This window comes from Methylosinus sp. H3A, from assembly GCF_015709455.1.
In the GTDB taxonomy this organism is placed as follows: domain Bacteria; phylum Pseudomonadota; class Alphaproteobacteria; order Rhizobiales; family Beijerinckiaceae; genus Methylosinus.
The window spans coordinates 2,112,786-2,132,458 of sequence record NZ_JADNQW010000005.1; the positions used below are offsets into that span (position 1 = coordinate 2,112,786).

General features: G+C 64.5%; 18 protein-coding genes and 2 pseudogenes. 6 read left to right on the forward strand and 14 right to left on the reverse strand.

What is annotated here, in order from left to right:
• Positions 1-228: 228 nt before the first annotated feature.
• The 7 genes from cysN to IY145_RS12990 are packed head-to-tail and all read right to left on the reverse strand — an operon-like array spanning position 229 to position 6,353.
• Entirely contained in the window at positions 229-1,854 is a 1,626-nt protein-coding gene (gene cysN / locus IY145_RS12960; RefSeq protein WP_196408598.1) for a sulfate adenylyltransferase subunit CysN, read from the reverse strand.
• The gene (cysD, locus tag IY145_RS12965; protein ID WP_196408599.1) at positions 1,854-2,771 is read right to left on the reverse strand and encodes a sulfate adenylyltransferase subunit CysD; all 918 of its coding nucleotides are present in this window, start codon (positions 2,769-2,771) and stop codon (positions 1,854-1,856) included. Before cysD ends, cysN begins: the two co-directional genes overlap by 1 nt.
• Positions 2,768-3,517 carry a phosphoadenylyl-sulfate reductase gene (locus IY145_RS12970; RefSeq protein WP_196408600.1) on the reverse strand — a complete coding sequence of 250 codons (750 nt, stop codon included), beginning with the start codon at positions 3,515-3,517 and terminating at the stop codon, positions 2,768-2,770. The genes cysD and IY145_RS12970 overlap by 4 nt, the downstream gene beginning before the upstream one ends.
• A complete protein-coding gene (locus IY145_RS12975) occupies positions 3,514-4,014 on the reverse strand; it encodes a DUF934 domain-containing protein (RefSeq protein ID WP_196408601.1) in 501 nt (166 codons plus the stop codon). The genes IY145_RS12970 and IY145_RS12975 overlap by 4 nt, the downstream gene beginning before the upstream one ends.
• Positions 3,998-5,713, reverse strand: coding sequence for a nitrite/sulfite reductase (locus IY145_RS12980; RefSeq protein ID WP_196408602.1), 1,716 nt, complete (start codon positions 5,711-5,713; stop codon positions 3,998-4,000). Before IY145_RS12980 ends, IY145_RS12975 begins: the two co-directional genes overlap by 17 nt.
• Complete coding sequence (locus IY145_RS12985; RefSeq protein WP_196408603.1) at positions 5,710-6,039, reverse strand: DUF2849 domain-containing protein; 330 nt, start codon at positions 6,037-6,039, stop codon at positions 5,710-5,712. The genes IY145_RS12980 and IY145_RS12985 overlap by 4 nt, the downstream gene beginning before the upstream one ends.
• Positions 6,036-6,353 (reverse strand): 2Fe-2S iron-sulfur cluster-binding protein, encoded by a 318-nt coding sequence (locus IY145_RS12990; RefSeq protein WP_196408604.1) that lies wholly within the window; start codon positions 6,351-6,353, stop codon positions 6,036-6,038. The genes IY145_RS12985 and IY145_RS12990 overlap by 4 nt, the downstream gene beginning before the upstream one ends.
• A gap of 359 nt (positions 6,354-6,712) precedes the next feature.
• Between IY145_RS12990 and IY145_RS12995 the strand changes: the two genes are divergently transcribed.
• Positions 6,713-7,546: a hypothetical protein gene (locus IY145_RS12995; RefSeq protein WP_196408605.1), complete on the forward strand. Its 834-nt coding sequence runs from the start codon at positions 6,713-6,715 to the stop codon at positions 7,544-7,546.
• A 59-nt stretch (positions 7,547-7,605) separates the two neighbouring features.
• On the forward strand, positions 7,606-8,319 hold the full coding sequence (locus IY145_RS13000) for a hypothetical protein (protein WP_196408606.1): 714 nt from the start codon (positions 7,606-7,608) through the stop codon (positions 8,317-8,319).
• Between the two features lie 183 nt (positions 8,320-8,502).
• Here the strand turns inward: IY145_RS13000 and IY145_RS13005 are convergent, their stop codons facing one another.
• The 5 genes and pseudogenes from IY145_RS13005 to IY145_RS13025 all read right to left on the reverse strand — a co-directional run bounded on the left by IY145_RS13005 (position 8,503) and on the right by IY145_RS13025 (position 13,621).
• On the reverse strand, positions 8,503-8,901 hold the full coding sequence (locus IY145_RS13005) for a F0F1 ATP synthase subunit epsilon (RefSeq protein WP_196408607.1): 399 nt from the start codon (positions 8,899-8,901) through the stop codon (positions 8,503-8,505).
• A gap of 132 nt (positions 8,902-9,033) precedes the next feature.
• A pseudogene (gene atpD / locus IY145_RS13010) lies at positions 9,034-10,449 on the reverse strand (F0F1 ATP synthase subunit beta); the annotation flags it as partial.
• Between the two features lie 49 nt (positions 10,450-10,498).
• Entirely contained in the window at positions 10,499-11,380 is an 882-nt protein-coding gene (locus IY145_RS13015; protein WP_196408609.1) for a F0F1 ATP synthase subunit gamma, read from the reverse strand.
• Between the two features lie 148 nt (positions 11,381-11,528).
• Complete coding sequence (gene atpA, locus IY145_RS13020; RefSeq protein ID WP_196408610.1) at positions 11,529-13,058, reverse strand: F0F1 ATP synthase subunit alpha; 1,530 nt, start codon at positions 13,056-13,058, stop codon at positions 11,529-11,531.
• A complete protein-coding gene (locus IY145_RS13025) occupies positions 13,058-13,621 on the reverse strand; it encodes a F0F1 ATP synthase subunit delta (protein WP_196408611.1) in 564 nt (187 codons plus the stop codon). The genes atpA and IY145_RS13025 overlap by 1 nt, the downstream gene beginning before the upstream one ends.
• A 386-nt stretch (positions 13,622-14,007) precedes the next feature.
• On the opposite strand from IY145_RS13025, the gene IY145_RS13030 reads away from it, so the two are divergent.
• On the forward strand, positions 14,008-14,889 hold the full coding sequence (locus IY145_RS13030) for an S-methyl-5'-thioadenosine phosphorylase (protein ID WP_196408612.1): 882 nt from the start codon (positions 14,008-14,010) through the stop codon (positions 14,887-14,889).
• Positions 14,890-15,025: 136 nt separating this feature from the next.
• Positions 15,026-15,982 carry an OmpA family protein gene (locus IY145_RS13035; protein WP_196408613.1) on the forward strand — a complete coding sequence of 319 codons (957 nt, stop codon included), beginning with the start codon at positions 15,026-15,028 and terminating at the stop codon, positions 15,980-15,982.
• Positions 15,983-16,082: 100 nt separating this feature from the next.
• On the opposite strand, the gene IY145_RS13040 is transcribed toward IY145_RS13035, so the two are convergent.
• Positions 16,083-16,739: a transglycosylase domain-containing protein gene (locus IY145_RS13040; RefSeq protein ID WP_196408614.1), complete on the reverse strand. Its 657-nt coding sequence runs from the start codon at positions 16,737-16,739 to the stop codon at positions 16,083-16,085.
• Between the two features lie 218 nt (positions 16,740-16,957).
• A complete protein-coding gene (locus tag IY145_RS13045) occupies positions 16,958-17,590 on the reverse strand; it encodes a transglycosylase domain-containing protein (protein ID WP_196408615.1) in 633 nt (210 codons plus the stop codon).
• Positions 17,591-17,750: 160 nt separating this feature from the next.
• On the opposite strand from IY145_RS13045, the pseudogene IY145_RS13050 reads away from it, so the two are divergent.
• Together IY145_RS13050 and IY145_RS13055 are read left to right on the forward strand one after the other, a co-directional pair.
• Positions 17,751-18,297 (forward strand): annotated as a pseudogene (locus IY145_RS13050) (adenine phosphoribosyltransferase).
• Between the two features lie 97 nt (positions 18,298-18,394).
• Complete coding sequence (locus IY145_RS13055) at positions 18,395-19,546, forward strand: murein L,D-transpeptidase family protein (RefSeq protein WP_196408617.1); 1,152 nt, start codon at positions 18,395-18,397, stop codon at positions 19,544-19,546.
• The last annotated feature ends 127 nt before the right edge of the window (positions 19,547-19,673 follow it).

The following is a 19,673-nucleotide window of genomic DNA, read 5'->3' on the forward strand; positions in this document are numbered from 1 at the left end:
GGACGGATAGCGCGAATGGAAGCAGCTCAAATCATGAGCGAAAGCTTCCCGTCAAAGGCGTATACAGCCGGCGCGGTCTAGACAGCCGTCATGGCTTTCGATCCGCGCGGCGCGCAGCGCTCCCATGGGCCGAGAAGCATTTATCGCGCCAACTATCGCGCGGTCTCCCGACAAAATTCGGGGATCGTCGGCTTGCAATGACGGCCGTCGCGGCGCGTCTCTTATTGATTACAAGCCGACGTCGTCATGCGGCCGCTCGTTCTTCTCGAGGCCGATGCCGAAACGCGTCCACAGCTGTTCGTGGACGTAATAGAGCGCGATCTTGGAGACGACCTCCGCGCCCGTGATCGCAGCCGCAATCTTCGAATCCTGCGTGAAGGCGAAAGCGACGCCGAAGGTCACGAGGCTGCCGGGCACGCGCCAGGACAAGGATTTGATGAGGCTGCGCAAAGGCGTCTGGCGCAGGAGATCGGGCGACGGCACGCCCTCCATGGAGGCGTAGCTCGCCTCGACGCCGTTTCGCGCGCTGCGCTCGGTCCAGGCCGATCGCTGCACCATGCCCACGGCGACCGTCTCATTGGTCACGCGATCGATGAGGATGAAGCCGCCCGTCTCGCGATTGCCGTCATAAGGGTCGCAGGCGATCGCCGTGTCGAGCCACAGCTCGGCCTCGCCGATCTCGTTGAAGGCGAGCGTCACGCTCGGATCGGAGAGCGGCTCGGCGAGGCCGCTTTCGATCTTGATGTGCGAGCCGACTGTCTTGACGAAGGCCGGAGTCGTGCGCGCCCCGAGCTTCACGAGATAGCTCTTGTCGACTATGAGCGGCTCGCGCACGAGCCACAGGAGCTTTGCCGACAGTCGATCGCCGATCTTGGCCGGCGACACGGGCGAGACCAGCATGTCGCCGCGCGAAATATCGATCTCTTCGCTCAGTGTCAGCGTGACCGATTGGCCCGCGACCGCATGGGTGAGATCGCCGTCATAGGTGACGACGCGCGCGACCGTCGTGTCGCGTCCGGAAGGCAGAATGCGGACGATATCGCCCGGCTTCACATTGCCGCTGGCGATGAAGCCCGAGAATCCACGGAAATCATGGGTGGGCCGGTTCACCCATTGCACGGGGAAGCGGAAGGGCAGCACACGGGCGTTGTCGTCCGGCGCGACATTCTCGAGATAGCCGAGCAAAGGCGGACCGGAATACCAGTCCATCTTCTTGCTCGCATGCACGAGATTGTCGCCATCCTTGGCGACGAGCGGAATGACCGCGATGGTGAGGAAGCGCAAATGCTCGGCGAAGGCGCGGAAGTCACGCTCGATCGCGTCGAAAATCTCCTGCGAATAGGAGACGAGATCCATTTTGTTGACGGCGACGACGACATGGCGCACGCCGAGCATGGACACGATGACGCTGTGGCGGCGTGTCTGATCGAGCAGGCCCCGGCGCGCGTCGACGAGCAGCACGGCGAGCTCGGCCGTCGAGGCGCCCGTCGCCATATTGCGCGTATATTGCTCATGGCCGGGCGTGTCGGCGACGATGAATTTGCGCTTCTCGGTCGCGAAATAGCGATAGGCGACATCGATGGTGATGCCCTGCTCGCGCTCGGCCGCGAGGCCGTCGACGAGCAGCGCGAAATCGAGATCGTCGCCCTGCGTGCCGTGCTTCTTCGAATCCTTCTCGAGCGCGGCGATGAGATCGTCGGGCGCGAGATCGGCGTCATAGAGCAGGCGGCCGATCAGCGTCGACTTGCCGTCGTCCACCGAGCCGCAGGTGATGAAGCGCAGCAGAGGCTTGTCGGCGGGCGCCGGCCCGGCGGGGGCGCGCAGCGGCGCAGGCGTGGCGAGGCCGCCGTGCATCAAAAATAACCCTCCTGCTTCTTCTGCTCCATCGACGAGGAGCCGTCATGGTCGATGAGGCGGCCCTGGCGCTCGGAGGAGCGGCTCGCGCGCATCTCGGCGATGATCTCTTCCAAAGTCGCCGCGGAACTCTCGATCGCGCCGGTCAGAGGATAGCAGCCGAGCGTGCGGAAGCGCACTTTTCTCTGCTGTATCGTCTCGCCGGGCTGCAGCTTCAGCCGATCGTCGTCGACCATGATCAGCATGCCGTCGCGATCGATCACCGGCCGCTCCGCCGCGAAATAGAGCGGCACGACGTCTATCCCTTCGCGCGCGATATAGTCCCACACATCCGCCTCGGTCCAATTGGACAGCGGGAAGACGCGCAGGCTCTCGCCCGGCCCCTTGCGCGCGTTGTAGAGCCGCCAGAATTCGGGGCGCTGCGCCTTGGGATCCCAGCGATGCTGCGCATTGCGGAAGGAGAGCACGCGCTCCTTGGCTCGGGATTTTTCCTCGTCGCGCCGCGCGCCGCCGAAGGCCGCGTCGAATTTCCATTTGTCGAGCGCCTGCTTCAGCGCGTCGGTCTTCATGATTTGCGTATGGAGCTGCGATCCATGCACGGTGGGATCGATGTTGATCGCGACCCCTTCCGGATTGGTGTGGACGAGCAGCTCCAGGCCCGTCTCGGCCGCGCGACGATCGCGAAAGGCGATCATCTCCTTGAACTTCCATGTCGTGTCGACATGCAGCAAGGGGAAGGGCGGCTTCGACGGATAAAAGGCCTTCATGGCGAGATGCAGCATTACCGCCGAATCCTTGCCGATCGAATAGAGCATCACCGGCCGTTCGCATTCGGCGACGACCTCGCGCATGATGTGGATGCTCTCCGCCTCGAGCCGATCGAGATGGCCGAGCGGCTTGGCCGCCAGCGCATTCATCGCGGATCCTCCGGCGCAGGCCCGCGCGTCAAACGTCCGTCAGGACCGACGTGCAGGCCGCATTCCTTTTTCTCGTCCTCTTCCCACCACCAGCGGCCGGCGCGCTCGCTCTCGCCGGGCTCCAGCGCGCGCGTGCAGGGCGCGCAGCCGATGGACAGGAACCCCTTGGCGTGCAGCTCGTTCACGGGCACGCTGAACGCCTCCGTCGCGGCGACGATGGCCTCGCGCGTGTAATCGGCGAGCGGATTGAGCTTGACGAGCTTGCGGTCGTTGTCGAGCTCGATGAGATTCACGCCTTCGCGCGCCTGCGATTGATCGGCGCGGAGTCCCGTCACCCAGGCGGAGGCGCCGGCGAGCAGGCGGGAGAGCGGCTCCACCTTGCGCACATGGCAGCAGGCTTTGCGATTCTCGACCGCGCGATAGAAGCTGTTGACGCCATGCTCGGCGACGAACTCCGCGAGCGGCAGAGCCTGCGGATAGACCGCATGAATGCGCCGCGCGTAACGCGCCTCGGTTTCCTCCCACAGCGAGATCGTCTCCTCGAAGAGACGGCCCGTGTCGATGGTGACGACGTCGATCTCGAGCCCTTGCGTGAAGATCGAATGGGTGACGAACTGGTCCTCTATGCCGAAGCTCGTCGTGAAGACGATGTGGCCGGGAATGACCTCGCGGGCGAGCTTCAGGCGATGATCGAGATCGAGCGCGGCGAGCCGCGGCGCGAGGATTTCGACGAGCGATGGCTTCATGCGGCGCCCTTTCGTCGACGGTCGAGTATGGACGCGCCTCCGGGAATCCCGCGCTGATAGGAGAGGCTGCGCGCTTGGCGCGCCTTCGCCCAATTGGCTTCTCCGTGATGGGCCGCGAGCTCGTCCGGGATTTCGATGCGATCGAAGCCGCTGCCGATCGCGTGCAGATATTGGTCCGGCGTCAGCTTTCCGCTCGCCCGCAATTCGCCGGAAAAGCCCTCGCGGCGCAGCAGCCGCGCCAACGAGAAGCCGCGCCCGTCGGTAAAGGCGGGAAAGGCGATGTCGATGAGCGCGAGACGCTCGAAATAGGGCGCGAGCGCCTTCGGGTCTGTCGTATTGGCGATGTAGACGCCCACCGCCGCGAGCCGCGCATCGTCGAGCGTGGCGGGCAGGCGCGCGAGAGAGACGATGACCTTGCCGGAGCCGGGCAGGGATTCCTCATCGGCGAGACGACGCCACTCGTCCGCGATGAAAGCGCCGTCAGATACCAGAGCCATCCTCGCCCTCCCGCCGCGCCGATTCCTTGAAGCGCTTATGGCCCAAGCGCCGCCACGTGTCGATGAAAGCTTCGCCGTCTCGCCGCTCGTCGAGATAGAATTGCACGAGGCTCTCGATCACGTCCGGAACCTCCTCCGCGGAAACGCCGGGGCCGAGCAATTCGCCGATCGCGGCAGTGAGGGTCGGATCGCCGCCGAGCGTGATCTGATAGGATTCGACGCCTTTCTTCTCGAGACCGAGAATGCCGATCGCGCCGATGTGATGATGTCCGCAGGCGTTGATGCAGCCGGAAATCTTGATCCCCAGCTTGCCGATGAGGCGCTGGCGCTCGAGATCGGCGAAGCGCTCCGAGATCGCCTGGGCGATCGGTATGGAGCGCGCCGTCGCGAGCGAGCAATAGTCGAGGCCCGGGCAGGAGATGATGTCGCTGATGAGCCCGGCGTTGGCGGTGGAAAGGCCCGCCGCCTCGAGATCGCGCCACAGAGCGAGGAGATCATCCTGCTTCACATGCGGGAGAATGATGTTCTGCTCATGGCTGACGCGCAATTCGCCGAAGCCGTATTTGTCGGCCGCGTCCGCGAGCGCGCGCATCTGCGCGGAAGTGGCGTCGCCCGGAATGCCGCCGATCGGCTTGAGCGAAACCGTGACGATCGCATAGCCGGAGGTCTTGTGAGGCGAGACATTCACGGCGGCGAAAGCGGCGAATTCGGCGTTCTCCGTCTCCAGCGCCTGCGATCGCGCCGGCAAAGTCTCGTAGGGCGGCGGCGCGAAAGACGCGGCGACACGCGCGAACTCCTGCGCGTCATAAGCGAAAGGCGCGCGGTCCATGGCGGCAAATTCCGCCTCGACCTGCGCGCGGATTTCGTCGAGCCCGGTCTCATGCACCAAAATCTTGATGCGAGCCTTGTATTTATTGTCGCGCCGGCCGAAGCGGTTGTAGACGCGCAGCACCGCCTCGAGAAAGCTGAGCAGATCGGCGCGCGGCAGAAATTCGCGCAGCACCTTGCCGACGAAGGGCGAGCGTCCGAGCCCGCCGCCGACGATCACCTCATAGCCCGTCTCGCCCGTAGCGTCCCTCACGATGCGCAGGCCGATGTCGTGAATTTTGATCGCTGCGCGATCGTGCTCCGCGCCGCTCACCGCGATCTTGAACTTGCGCGGCAGGAAGCTGAATTCGGCATGGGCGCTCGACCATTGGCGCAGGAATTCCGCCGTCGGGCGCGGATCCTCGATCTCGTCGGCCGCGACGCCGGCGAAATGATCGGCGGTCACATTGCGGATGCAATTGCCGGAGGTTTGGATCGCATGCATGTCGACATCGGCGAGCGCCTCGAGAATATCGGGCACATCGACGAGCTTCGGCCAGTTATATTGGAGGTTCTGCCGCGTGGTGAAATGGCCGTAGCCCTTGTCCCAGCGGTCGGCGATATAGGCGAGCTGGCGCATCTGCCGCGAGGTGAGCGAGCCATAGGGAATGGCGACGCGCAGCATATAGGCGTGCAGCTGCAGATAGAGCCCGTTCATCAGGCGGAAGGGGCGGAATTCGTCCTCCGTCAGCGCGCCGGCGAGGCGCCGCTCCACCTGTCCCCGGAACTCCGCGACGCGCTCGCGCACGAAGGCGCGGTCATATTCGTCATAGGCGTAGATCGTCGGCGCGGCGTTGGGGCGCGGCGTCAGGGCTGGATCATGCGCAGTCATCGACCATCCCCAATTCCACGCAGCCACGCCTGCTTCCCCAGATCGCGCCGCACGCTCGGGCCGGCGGCGCGGAACTTCTCGCGAAAATGCAGCGGCGTCGGCGCGCCGGCCTCGCTCAGCTCGACTTCGACGAGATAGGCGTCGACAACGCGATTGGCCCCGACATCGGCCTTGCCGGCCGCATCGAGCGCCGCCGCCTCGGCCGCGTCATAAGCAATTTTCGCGCGCAGGAGATCGCGCTCCCAGCCCTCTGCGCCGAGAAACACGACGTCGCCCTCGGCGAGATCGCTGGCGACGAGGATTTGCGGACGGACGGGCCGGGTCATGTCGGCTCCTTGACCAGAGTGAGCTTCAGCCCGTCGAGCTCGTCCGACCAGATGATCTGGCAGGAGAGCCGCGAGGTCTCGTGCAGAAACGGCAATTCGTCGAGCTTGTCGATCTCGTCGTCGCGCGGCGGCGCGACCTTGTCGGCCCATTCTGGATCGAGCACGATATGGCAGGACGCGCAGGCGACAGCGCCGCCGCAGGTGCCTTCCATGCCCATTCCATAGTCGCGCAAAATCTCCATCAAGCGCCAGCCTTCGACAGGCTCGAGTTCATGGGTGACGCCTTCTGCATCCTCTACCCGGATCACACTCATCCTCTTCTCCGAGTAGGCGCGATCACCGTGACGGCGCTCTTCCTTCGGGTGGCGGCCCCGCGCAGAATCGCGCCGGGCAAAACGGCCGCGCCGACCGCCGCATGAGGTGGCGACCGTCGCGCGAACCGCGATCCTTCAAAAATGTGAGACCTACTTATTCGAGGTCGCGCGAATGTCAATTCACTATAAGACGGCGCTAGGTCTCGAAAAACTACAAACCCCATTCGTGGTATCAACCGGAAAGGTTTCGATCGCGCCTGCCGCGGCGAGAAAAGGCTCGGCGCGCGCAACCCATAAATGGTAATGGACATCTGTTCCTGCGGCCCGAACTCGGGCGCGAGCGAAATAGGTGCTAGGCTATGGCTCAAAGACCGACCAAAGAAACCAAGCAGAGTCCGGCGCGTGAGGAGCGGCCGCCGATCGCCCGGGAGAAAACCCCGCCTCTCGCCCCGCTGAGAGGCCGGCCGACGCTCATTCTGGTCGGAGCCGACAAGGGCGGCGTGGGCAAGACGACGATCGCGCGCGTGCTGCTCGACTATCTCGCCGCCAACAATGTCCTGACCCGGGCCTTCGACACGGAGACGCCGCGCGGCACGCTCTATCGTTTTCATCCCGATCACACGAGCGTCGTCGACCTCACCTCGACATCCGATCAGATGAAGATCATCGACACGCTGGCGACGGCTCAGGTCAAGGTCAGCGTGGTCGACGTTCGCGCCGGCGGGCTGGAGCCCGCGCTGCAGGCGCTGCAGGACACGGGCTTCCTCGAGGCGGTGGCGGAAGGGGAGGTCGGCTTCATTCTGTTCCATGTGCTCGGATCGTCCATCGCGTCGCTCGACGAGATCGCAGAAGTCGCGCCCTATGTCGAGGATGCGGACTATTTCCTCGTCAAGAACCATGTCAACGACACCACATTTTTCGAATGGGACCCGGTGACGCACCGCAAATATTTCGAGAAAGTGGAGACTGCGGGCGAGATCACCATCCCCAAGCTCAACGAATTGTCCTATGAACAGGTTGAGATCGCCGGCGCGCCTTTTTCCACCTTCGTCGCCAATCGGACGGCGGAAGGAGAGCCGGCGGACCATTCCTTCGTCCTTCGCGGTTATGTTCGCACTTGGCAGAACAGGATCGCCGACGAATTCGACCGCATCCGTCTGCTGGATCGGATCGCCGGCAGGGAGGGCGCATAGCGCCGGACTCGGGTGATCTGTAAAAACGCGAGCCTCGGGCGGCGCCGAGAGAGTGAGAGATGAGTCGACGCACTTTAGTGTTCGTCGTCTGTTCCCCGCATCCGCGATCGGGCGTTTCGACGACCGCGCGGCTGCTGACGGATTTCTATCTCTCGCGCCTCACCGAGGTCGAAGGTTTCGACACCGATCCCCACGCCCCGCGCTATCACGAATTGTTTCCGGACCGCACGCGCGTCATCGACACCGCCGACATACGCGGGCAGATATCCTTGTTCGACCGCCTGCTCGTCGACGACGGGGTTCCCAAGATCGTCGATGTCTGGCAGCGGGCCTATGATCGGTTTTTCAAGACGGTGAAGGAGATCGGCTTCTTCGAGGAGGCGCATATGCGCGGCGTCGAGCCGATCGTGCTCTTCCATGTCGACCAGACCGAATCCTCGCTCGCCAGCGCCAAGTCGCTCTCCGCCGCTTGGCGCGACCTCTCCATGGTGGCGGTTCAGAACGAGGGCGCCGCGCCCTTGGGGGCCTATGCCCATGAGACGCTCGGCCATTATCCTTCGACGCGCAAATTCGTCATCGGCCCGCTGGATGGCGCCGTGGCGAAATCTCTGGATCAGCCGAATCTGTCGTTGAGCCGCCTGCTGGTCTCGCCGCCGCCCGAGATGTCGATCGTCGTTCGCGCGGCGCTGAAGGCGTGGATCGCGCCGATCTTCACGCAATTCCGGAGCTTCGAGCTACGGCAGGAGCTCGACGGCGCGAAATTCTTGAAATAGCCGAGGGCGCGGCGGCTCGCGTCATTCCAGCCAGAGGCGCGACCTTGGGCCCCTGAAAAGTCGGCGAGCCTGAAGGCGTGCGGTCCAATACCTAATCTGGACCGCACGCCTTCAGGCTCGCTCTTTCACGCGAATTCGGGAAGCGTGTCGGCGCCGGAGATCATTCTCCGATCGCCGACGGCCTCAAAGACCCAGAGCAGCCTTCAGCTCTTGGAGCTGGCCGAGCTTCTCGGCCGCGAGGTGGCGCGCCTCGTCGCTCTTGGCGTCGGCGACATCCTCGCTCGCATCCTTGATATCGGCGTCGATCTTGGCGGCGTCGAGCTCGGCGACAGGAATGGCGTATTCGGCCAGAATGGTGAAGCCGCCGACGCCGACGTCGGCGAAGCCGCCGCGCACGAACAGCTTCGCCTTATTGCCGGCCTCGTCGATCTCGACGACGCCGGGCTTCAGCACCGTCATCACCGGCGCATGGTTCTCGAGTACCGTGAACAAGCCTTCGGCGCCGGGCGCGACGACGGAGTCCACCTCCCCCGAGAACAGAAGCTTCTCAGGGGAGACGAGTTCGAAGTGGAACGTGGCCATGATGGGCTCCGTCGTTCGAGCAGGATTTCGGAAAAGCGGGAGCCGGCTTTCCGATGATGATCCCGCCAAGAATAAAAACTCCGAGCGGACATACGTCGCAGATCGACGCATGTCCGCTCAGCGATTAGAGGATCAAGCCGCTTCCTTGGCGAGCTTGGCAGCCTTCTCGACCGCTTCCTCGATCGTGCCGACCATGTAGAAGGCGGCCTCCGGGAGGTGGTCGTACTGGCCCTCGACGAGGCCCTTGAAGCCCTTGATCGTGTCGGCGAGCGCGACGAGCTTGCCCGGCGCGCCGGTGAACACTTCGGCGACGTGGAAGGGCTGCGACAGGAAGCGCTCGATCTTGCGGGCGCGCGCCACGGTCAGCTTGTCCTCTTCCGAGAGCTCGTCCATGCCGAGAATGGCGATGATGTCCTGCAGCGACTTATAGCGCTGCAGAGTGGACTGAACCTTACGAGCGACGTCGTAGTGCTCCTCACCGACAATGGCCGGCGACAGCATGCGCGAGGTCGAGTCGAGCGGATCGACCGCCGGATAAATGCCCTTTTCGGCGATGGCGCGGTTGAGCACCGTCGTCGCGTCGAGATGGGCGAAGGAGGCGGCGGGCGCCGGGTCGGTCAGATCGTCGGCCGGCACGTAAATGGCCTGCACCGAGGTGATCGAGCCCTTGGTCGTCGTGGTGATGCGCTCTTGCAGCGCGCCCATGTCGGTGGCGAGCGTCGGCTGATAGCCCACCGCCGAAGGAATGCGGCCGAGCAGAGCCGACACTTCCGAACCCGCCTGGGTGAAGCGGAAGATGTTGTCGACGAAGAACAGCACGTCCTGGCCTTTGTCGCGGAAGTCCTCGGCGACGGTGAGGCCGGTCAGAGCGACGCGGGCGCGGGCTCCCGGAGGCTCGTTCATCTGGCCATAGACCAGCGCGGCCTTGGAGCCGGCGGCGGAGCCGTTCTCGGGCTTCTTGTTCACGCCGCCCTCGATCATCTCGTGATAGAGGTCGTTGCCCTCGCGCGTGCGCTCACCGACGCCGGCGAAGACGGAATAGCCGCCATGCGCCTTGGCGATATTGTTGATGAGCTCCATGATGATGACGGTTTTGCCGACGCCCGCGCCGCCGAACAGGCCGACTTTGCCGCCCTTGGCGTAAGGCGCGAGCAGATCGACGACCTTGATGCCCGTCTCAAGGATCTGCGCCTCGGTCGCCTGCTCGGCGTAGGAGGGCGCCGGCTGGTGAATGGCGCGCCGGGCGGTGGTGACGATCGGGCCGGCCTCGTCGACCGGCTCGCCGATCACATTGATGATGCGGCCGAGCATCTCGTCGCCGACCGGCACAGAGATGGGGGCGCCCGTGTCGGCCACCGGCGTGCCGCGCACGAGGCCTTCCGTCGAGTCCATGGCGATGGTGCGAACCGAGTTCTCGCCGAGATGCTGCGCCACTTCGAGAACGAGGCGGTTGCCCTGATTGGTGGTCTCCAGAGCATTCAGGATTTCCGGCAGGTGGTCGTCGAACTTCACGTCGACGACAGCGCCGATCACCTGCGTGATGTGACCCGTGGGCGTGGGGGTAGCCATTGTCTCGTCCTCTCGGCTGTTGTTCTGGTCAGAGCGCTTCAGCGCCCGAGATGATCTCGATGAGTTCCTTGGTGATGATCGCTTGGCGAGAACGATTGTAGAGCGTCGTCTGCTTTTTGATCATGTCGCCGGCGTTGCGCGTGGCGTTGTCCATCGCGCTCATGCGCGCGCCCTGCTCGGAAGCGGCGTTCTCGAGCAATGCGCGGAAAATCTGCACCGATATGTTGCGCGGCAGCAGCGTCGTCAGAATCTCGTCCTGGCCAGGCTCATATTCATAGGAAGCCTGCGGGCCGCTCGCCGCCGTGTCGTTCTCATTGGCGGAAATCTGCGCCGGAATGAGCTGCAGCGCTGTCGGAAACTGCTGAATCACAGATTTGAAGCGCGAGAAGAACAGCGTCGCCACGTCGAACTCGCCGCTCTCGAACAGATCGATGACCTTGCGGCCGATCGCGTCGCCCTGCTCGAAGCCGAGCTGGCGTATGCCGCGCAGCTCGACCAGCTCGATGATGTTCTTCTCATAGTTGCGGCGGAGCTGGTCATAGCCCTTCTTGCCGACGCAGAGAATCTTGACCGTCTTGCCCTGGCCTTGCAGGCGCTGGATATGCTCGCGGGCGAGGCGGACGATCGAGGAGTTGAACGCGCCGCAGAGGCCGCGCTCGGCGGTCGCCACGACGAGAAGATGCGTCTCGTCGCGGCCATTGCCGGAGAGCAGCACTGGCGCGCCGGAGGAGACGCCCCCGGCGAGATTGGCCAGCACTTTCTCGATGCGCTCGGCGTAGGGACGCGCCGCCTCGGCCGCCGCCTGGGCGCGGCGCAGCTTGGCCGCCGCGACCATCTGCATGGCCTTGGTGATCTTCTGCGTCGCCTTGACGGAAGATATGCGGTTTCGAAGATCCTTCAACGAAGGCATGAGAGAACCCGTCTCATTCTGACCAGATCCGCGCCGCCGTCATCGCGAGGAGCGAAGAAGCGAGCCAGAGCCGCGTGGCGGCTCCTGGACTGCTTCGCTTCGCTCGCAATGACGGAGGCATTGTTTCTAGTCCTCGAGGTTGCGCGCGTCAGGCGAAGGATTTCGCGAAAGCGTCGATGACGCTCTTCAGCTCTGCGGCCGTCGCATCCGGCAGATCCTTGGTCGTGCGGATCGTCTCGAGGATGTTCTGATGCTGGGTGCGCAGCAGCGCCAGCAGACCGTCCTCGAAGGCGCGCACGCGGCCGACCGGCAGCGGATCGAGATAGCCGTTGACGCCGGCGTAGATCACAACCGTCTGCTCTTCCATCTTCAGCGGCGAGAACTGCGGCTGCTTCAGCAGCTCGGTCAGGCGCGCGCCGCGATTCAGCAGACGCTGCGTCACCGCGTCGAGATCGGAGCCGAACTGCGCGAAGGCGGCCATCTCGCGATACTGGGCGAGCTCGCCCTTGATCTTGCCCGCGACCTTCTTGGTCGCCTTGGTCTGCGCCGAGGAGCCGACGCGCGACACGGAGAGGCCGACGTTCACCGCCGGGCGGACGCCCTGGTAGAACAACTCGGTCTCGAGGAAGATCTGGCCGTCGGTGATCGAGATCACATTGGTCGGAATGTAAGCCGACACGTCATTGGCCTGCGTCTCGATGATCGGCAGAGCGGTCAGCGAGCCGGAGCCGCGCTCGTCATTGAGCTTGGCGGCGCGCTCGAGCAGACGGGAGTGGAGATAGAACACGTCGCCCGGATAGGCCTCGCGTCCCGGAGGACGACGCAGCAGCAGCGACATCTGGCGATAGGCGACGGCCTGCTTGGAGAGATCGTCATAGACGATCACGGCGTGCATGCCATTGTCGCGGAAATACTCGCCCATGGCGCAGCCGGCGAAGGGCGCCAGGAACTGCATCGGGGCCGGATCGGAGGCGGTGGCCGCGACGATGATCGAATAGTCGAGCGCGCCGCGCTCCTCGAGCACCTTCACGAATTGCGCGACGGTGGAGCGTTTCTGCCCGACCGCGACATAGACGCAGTAGAGCTTGGCCTTTTCGTCGTCGCCTTCGTTCAGCGACTTCTGGTTCAGGATCGTGTCGAGCGCGATCGCCGTCTTGCCGGTCTGGCGGTCGCCGATGATCAGCTCGCGCTGGCCGCGGCCGATCGGGATCAGCGCGTCGACGGCCTTGAGGCCGGTCGCCATCGGCTCATGCACCGACTTGCGCGGAATGATGCCGGGCGCCTTCACGTCGACGCGGGCGCGCGTCTCGGCGTTGATCGGGCCCTTGCCGTCGATCGGATTGCCGAGCGCGTCCACGACGCGGCCGAGCAGCGCCTTGCCGACCGGAACGTCGACGATCGCGCCGGTGCGCTTGACGGTCTGGCCTTCCTTGATGTCGCGGTCGGAGCCGAAGATCACGACGCCGACATTGTCGCTCTCGAGGTTGAGCGCCATGCCGGTGATGCCGTTCTCGAACTGCACCGTCTCGCCGGCCTGGACATTGTCCAGACCATAGACGCGGGCGATGCCGTCGCCCACGGAGAGAACCTGACCGACCTCGGCGACCTCGGCCTCATTGCCAAAATTGGCGATCTCGTTCTTGAGGATCGCGGAAATCTCTGCGGCGCGGATAGCCATCAGCCGACCTCTTTCATGCGTGTTCGAATGGAATTGAGCTTGGTCTTCAGCGACGCGTCGAGCATGCGCGAGCCGATTTTGACGACGAGACCGCCGATGATCGCCGGATCGACCTTCACTTCGAGGTCGACCGTCTTGCCGCCGGTGACGCCGGCGAGCGCGTCGCGCAGGGCGCTCTCGTGATGCGAGGCGAGCGGCGCGGCCACGGTGATGTCCGCATGCACGATGCCCTTGGCGGCGTCATGCAGCTTGCCATAGGCGGCGATGATGGCGGGGAGAAGGAAGAGGCGACGCTTTGTCGCGACGAGCTTCACGAAATTGGCCGCGACGCCCGTGACGCCGGCGGCGTCGAGAATGGGAGAGAGAGCCTTGATCTGCGTTTGCGCAGAATACACAGGGCTCTTGATCAGGCGCTCGAGATCCTTGCTCTCGTCGATCAGCGCGGCGAAGCCGCGCAGCGCCGTTGCGACCTCTTCCGTGGAGCCTTTCTCCACTGCGAGATCAAAAAGGGCGGAAGCGTATCGCCCCGCTACTCCGGATAGATCGTCTCCGCCTGAAGCCACTTGCGTATCGCTCTCGGATCGCCGTCACTCGAGGCGCCTCGCGCGCAACGCGGATCAGCGTGCGACGAAATCCGCAATGGCCTCGAGCAACGTGTATTGTCGGGGGAAGGAGCCAAGGGCGACGCCCCAGCTCCAAGGCGATCGTCCCCTAACACAGCATATTTTGCGGCGCAACCCTGCGGCGGCCACGAAGAGGGCAGTTTCGATGGATCGCCCAAAAAAGCGTCATGTCCCCGTCGCATCGCGCGGAGCCTCGCCTTGGGCTTTGACAATGTTGAATTTTTTGGGGCTTCGCGATTTTTCGTCGCGCGCTGGCGGGCGTCGGCCGCTTGCGCTCCACGTGCGGCCATGGCACTGCGAAATCAAATGCACAGTGGAGAATGCGGATGACGCGAGCGGTGGTCGGCATCATCGGAGGATCGGGCGTCTATCATCTGCCCGGCTTGCAGGATCTGCGCGAGGAGCGCGTCACGACGCCTTGGGGCGACCCTTCCGACGCGCTGCATTTCGGCCGCATCGGCGAGACGCAGGTGGTGTTCCTGCCGCGTCATGGGCGCGGCCATGTGTTCTCACCCTCGGGCATAAATTATCGCGCCAACATCTACGCGTTGAAACAGGCGGGCGTCACCGATCTCGTCTCCGTCTCGGCATGCGGCTCGTTCAAATCGGAGCTCTATCCCGGGCTCTTCGTGCTGCCGGATCAATTCGTCGACCGCACTTTCGGCCGGCAATCGTCCTTCTTCGGCAATGGCTGCGTCGCGCATGCGTCGATGGCGCATCCGGTCGCGCCGTTGCTCGCCAAACGGATCGCCGCCGCCGCGCAGGCGGAGAATATCGCGCATTCCGTCGGCGGAACCTATGTCTGCATGGAAGGCCCGCAATTCTCGTCCTATGCGGAATCGCTGACCTACAAGGCGGCGGGCTATGACGTCATCGGCATGACGGCTATGCCAGAGGCCAAGCTCGCGCGGGAGGCGGAGCTCTCTTACGCCACCATCGCCATGGTCACCGATTTCGACTGCTGGCATCCCGAGCACGATAATGTCGACGTCGCCGCCGTCATCGAGGTGGTGCGCAAAAACGCAGACGCGGCGAGCCGGCTTCTGGCGCGCCTGCTCGTCGATTTTCCACAGGAGCACGAGTCCTGCCCCATCGGCTCGGACCGCGCGCTCGACACCGCAATTCTGACGGCGCCCGATGCGCGCGATCCGGAATTGTTGAGAAAGCTCGGCGTCATCGTCGCGCGGGTGAGCGGAGCGGCGGTCTGATCGCGCGTCGCTCCGTGCGCCGCCGCACACAGGCGGACCGATCGACGATGCAGAGTTTCCGAGCAGGAAAGGAGGCTCCGCGGTCCATGGGACGGCGAGACGCCGGCCGCCGAACCAGGAGCAAGCTTTCGTGTCTATGTCGCCGAGCAGAATCGCCTTTTCCCTCGCCGCCTGCGCGCTGACGAGCGCCGCGCTCGCCAAGGATGTCGCGGGCGCCAAGGATCATCCGCTGGTCGGCCGCTACGCCGGCGCGGAGATCACGAAATATGTGTCGGCCGAATTCGACGAGCAGCGCTTCGTCCATGCGCCCCTCGACATCAAGACCGACGGCGAGACTTTCACCGAGGCCAATAGTTTCGCCGTCAAGGGCAAGGTCGCGCGCATCTGGTACAATGCGCCGAAGGACCGCTCGTCGCTCGAGATCATGGCCAATTACGAAGAATCGCTGAAATCCAAGGGTTTCGAATTGGTCTACAGCTGCGCCGACGCCACTTGCTTCAAAGGCCAGGCGAGCGTCTATCGCTTCAATTTCGTGGGCGGCGACGCCGGCATAAATTACCGCTATGGCGACGGCGTGCGCTATCTTCTCGCCAAGGCGACGCGCCCGACCGGCGATGTCTATGCGGCGATCATCATCGGCGACAGCAATAGCGGCCCGCTGGTGCGCGTGATCGCCGTCGATATGAAGCCGATGCAGAGCGGCCAGATCGCCTTTGTCGACGCCGAGGCCATGGCGCGCGCCATCGCCAGCAATGGACGCGTCGCGCTCTATGGCGTGGAATTCGACTTCGACGACGCGCAGATCAAGCCGGGCTCGCGCGCGACGCTCGACGAGATCGCCAAATTTCTGAAGGCGAATCCGTCCGTCTCTGTCGTCGTGACCGGCCACACCGACGGCAAGGGGCAATTCGACTATAATGTGGATTTGTCGAAGCGCCGCGCCGCGGCCGTCGTCGCCGATCTCGCGCAGCGCTATGGCGTGTCGGCGCAGCGCCTCACGCCTTTCGGCGCGGGCATGGCGTCGCCGATCGCCTCCAATGACGACGAAGCCGGCCGCGCCAAGAATCGCCGTGTCGCACTGGTCAAGCGCTGACGCTGCGCTCGCATCGCGCCCTCGCCATAGCGCGCTTTCCGATCGAACGGAATCGTTCGATCGATCAGAATTCGCTCCGACGAAAGAAAGCTAGAGCGCGTCAATCCCCGCAATTCTCCAGCCACGCATCGGCGAAGCCGCCGCGCTCGCAGAGTCCGGCGAGATATTTTTCGATGCGGCGCACGCGCTCGGCGTTGGCGGGCGTGCCCGGCGCGTAGTCCGTCGGATTATTGTTGGTGGCGACGAGCGCGAGAAACTCGTCGTCGTCCAATTCCGCGAGCGGCTTGCCGAACCATTTGCGCGCCGCGGGATCGAAGCCGTTCACATCGATGAAAGCGGCGAGCTGCGCATTCTTGGAGGTCAGCGGGCCGACGGCGAATTGCGCGATGAGCGTCTGGCGGATCTTCGCGAAGCCCGGCTTGAAATCGGCGAAATAGAGCTTTTTCGCCACGGATTGCGCGACCGTGGTGGCGAGCGGCGCGCTCCAGTCGACGCCGCCATGCGTCCAGAAGCTCGGATCCTGCACCTTGATGAGCGTTTCGATGCGCGCGCTCGAAAATCCGGGCGGCAGTTTCGCGCCATTGCCGGTCTCGGCCTCATAGCGCGCGAACAGCTCCGGCGTCGCGACGCGGGCGAGCGCCACGGAAACCGCCTCATATCCGACGATGGCGGCGAAGGCCGCCCCCGCGAAGGCGGCGAGCGCCGAGCCCGCCGTCGCGGCCCCGAACGACCGAGCCCTTCTCTTCGCATCCAACATATGACAACTCCCGCCGAAACTCCCGCCACACCTTGCAGATCGGGAGCTTTGCGAGGAAACTGGGCGCCGGCGCGACGAGCCCATGGCCATCTCGCGGCCGGCGGTCCGGCGATTGCGGCGACGAGGAGCCGACGCTTTTCGACCGCGAATGCGCCAGGAGGCGGCGAGCCATAAGCGCTGGCGCCCGACGAGTGACCGCCGGACGCCGGGAGAGCAGGTCAGGCCCCGCATTGCTCCAGCCACACATCGGCGAAGCCCTGCCTTTCGCAGAGCCCGGCGAGATATTTCTCGATGCGGCGCACGCGCTCGGCGTTGGCGGGCGTGCCCGGCGCGTAATCCTTGGGATTGTTGTTGGTGGCGACGAGCGCGAGAAACTCGTCGTCGTCCAATTCCGCGAGCGGCTTGCCGAACCATTTGCGGGCCGCGGAATCGAAGCCGTTCACATCGATGAAAGCGGCGAGCTGCGCATTCTTGGAGGTCAGCGGGCCGACGGCGAATTGCGCGATCAACGTCTGGCGAATCTTCGAAAAGCCCGGCTTGAAATCCTCGAAATAGAGCCGCTTGACGAGGGATTGCGTGACCGTTGTGGCGAGCGGCGCGCTCCAATCGACGCCGCCATGCGTCCAGAAGCTCGGATCTTGCACCGCGAGCAGAGTCTCGATCCGCTCGCTCGAAAGTCCGGAGGGCGATTTCGCGCCATTGTCGGTCGCCGCCTCATAGCGCGCGAAGATTTCCGGCGTCGCGGCGCGGGCGAGCGCGACGGAGACCGCTTCATAACCGGTGAGGCCGAGAAGCGCCACGACCGCGGCCGCGACGATGACGGAAAAAATTCTACGTTTCGAATCAGCCATGTGAAGATATCCTCTCGAAAATTCAAACATCCTGATCTTTGCAATGAAAATGGGTCGGGTCTCGGCGATGCTGCGGCCGGAATGCGGCGGAAGCGGTCGCCGTGGGCGGACGAGATGCCTTTCGGCCGAGAATGAGCTATGAGACGACGAGCCGAACAAAATCCGACGAGATTTCGAACATGACCCTCGCCTCCACGATCCGCACCATTCCCGACTATCCCAAGCCCGGCATCATGTTCCGCGACATCACCACGCTGCTCGGCGACGCCAAGGCGTTTCGCCGCGCGGTGGACGAGCTGGTGCAGCCCTGGGCCGGCACGAAGATCGACAAAGTGGCGGGGATGGAGGCGCGCGGCTTCATTCTGGGCGGCGCGGTGGCGCATCAATTGTCGGCCGGCTTCGTGCCCGTGCGCAAAAAGGGCAAGCTGCCGCACACGACCGTCTCCATCGCCTATTCGCTGGAATATGGCGTCGACGAGATGGAGGTGCATGAGGACGCGGTGGTGAAGGGCGAGCGCGTGATTCTCGTCGACGATCTCATCGCCACCGGCGTCACGGCGGAAGGCGCCGTGAAGCTGCTGCAGAAGATCGGCGCCGAGGTGATCGCCGCTTGTTTCGTCATCGACCTGCCGGAGCTCGGCGGCGCGAAGAAGATCGAGGCGCTCGGCGTGCCGGTGCGCAGGCTCGTCACCTTCGACGGGCATTGATTTTGTCGGCCGGGGGCGCTTTTAGCCGCGCCTCGGCCGTTCCTTCGCCAATATCGCGTTTCGTAATCCGTATTTCGCTGATTCTGTAACGACCGCCATGACGTCGAAACCGTCGCGCCCCGTCCTGCTCGCCACGGCGCTCGTTCTGAGCCTCGTCGAGATCGGCGCGCTCGTGGCCTTTGCGTCGCGCGGTCCCGCGCGGCGTGTCGAACCGACGCTGGCGGCGCGCTCCAATCCCTTCGGCGCGCTTTTGCAAAATCTGCGCGGCGCGATCGTCGAGACCGCGCAGCGCGAGGAGCCGTCCCCGCCGGACGAGCCGCCGCCGGTGATCGCGGCGCCGATCGCCCCGCCGGCGTTGCCGCCGTCCTTTCTCGCGGCGCTGCCGCCGATCCGCTCGCCCGAGGCGGAGCTTCCCATCGCTCTCCCGCCCGGCGCGGCGCCATTGCCGCCGGCCCGGCCGCGCAATCTCGTCGTCGAGCCGTCGACGACGCCATTGCCGCCCGTCACCGTCACCCCGCCGCCGGAGCCCGTGGCCATGCCGGCGCTCGCCCTCGCGGCGGCGGCGCCGGCCAATGAGCTGCCGCCGCTCACGCGCCGCGACGACGGGAATTTTCGAATGGGCGCGGCCGTTTATGTCCGCATTTTCAAAAAGGAAGGCGAGCTCGAGCTCTGGCGGAAGCAGGACGGGCGCTATTCGCTCTATCGGACCTATCCGATCTGCAAATGGTCCGGCCATCTCGGGCCGAAGCTGAAATCGGGCGATTATCAATCACCCGAGGGATTTTACAGCGTCTCGGCGCGCCAGCTCAATCCGAACTCTCACTATCATCGCGCCTTCGACGTCGGTTTTCCCAACGCCTTCGATCGGCAGAACGGCCGCACCGGCGGCGCTCTCATGGTCCATGGCGCCTGCAAATCCGTCGGCTGCTTCGCCATGACCGATAAGGTCATAGAGGAAATCTACGGCATGGTGGAAGCGGCGCTGCGCGGTGGCCAGCACGAGGTGCCGGTCCATATCTTTCCCTTCCGCATGACGGAAACGGCCTTCGCCAAGGAGACGCAGGGAGATTGGACCAATTTCTGGTCGGTTCCGCCGGAACATCAGCTTTGGAGCGGCTTCTGGCGGAATTTGAAGGAAGGTTATGACCTCTTCGAGCAGACCGGCGAGCCGCCCACGGCCTATGCCTGCGGATCGCGCTACGCTTTCGGTCCCTCGGGCGGCTCCTGCCGCCGCATCGCGGGCTGGTGAATCGCCCGCTCTTCGATTGAACGGCGCGCAGAATGCGCTCTCGCCCCAAGGCGGCGAGCCCTTCTGCGCGCCACCGCTCGGACCTTCCCGAAGTCCGTCGGTCAGCGGAACAATTGCGACAATTGGT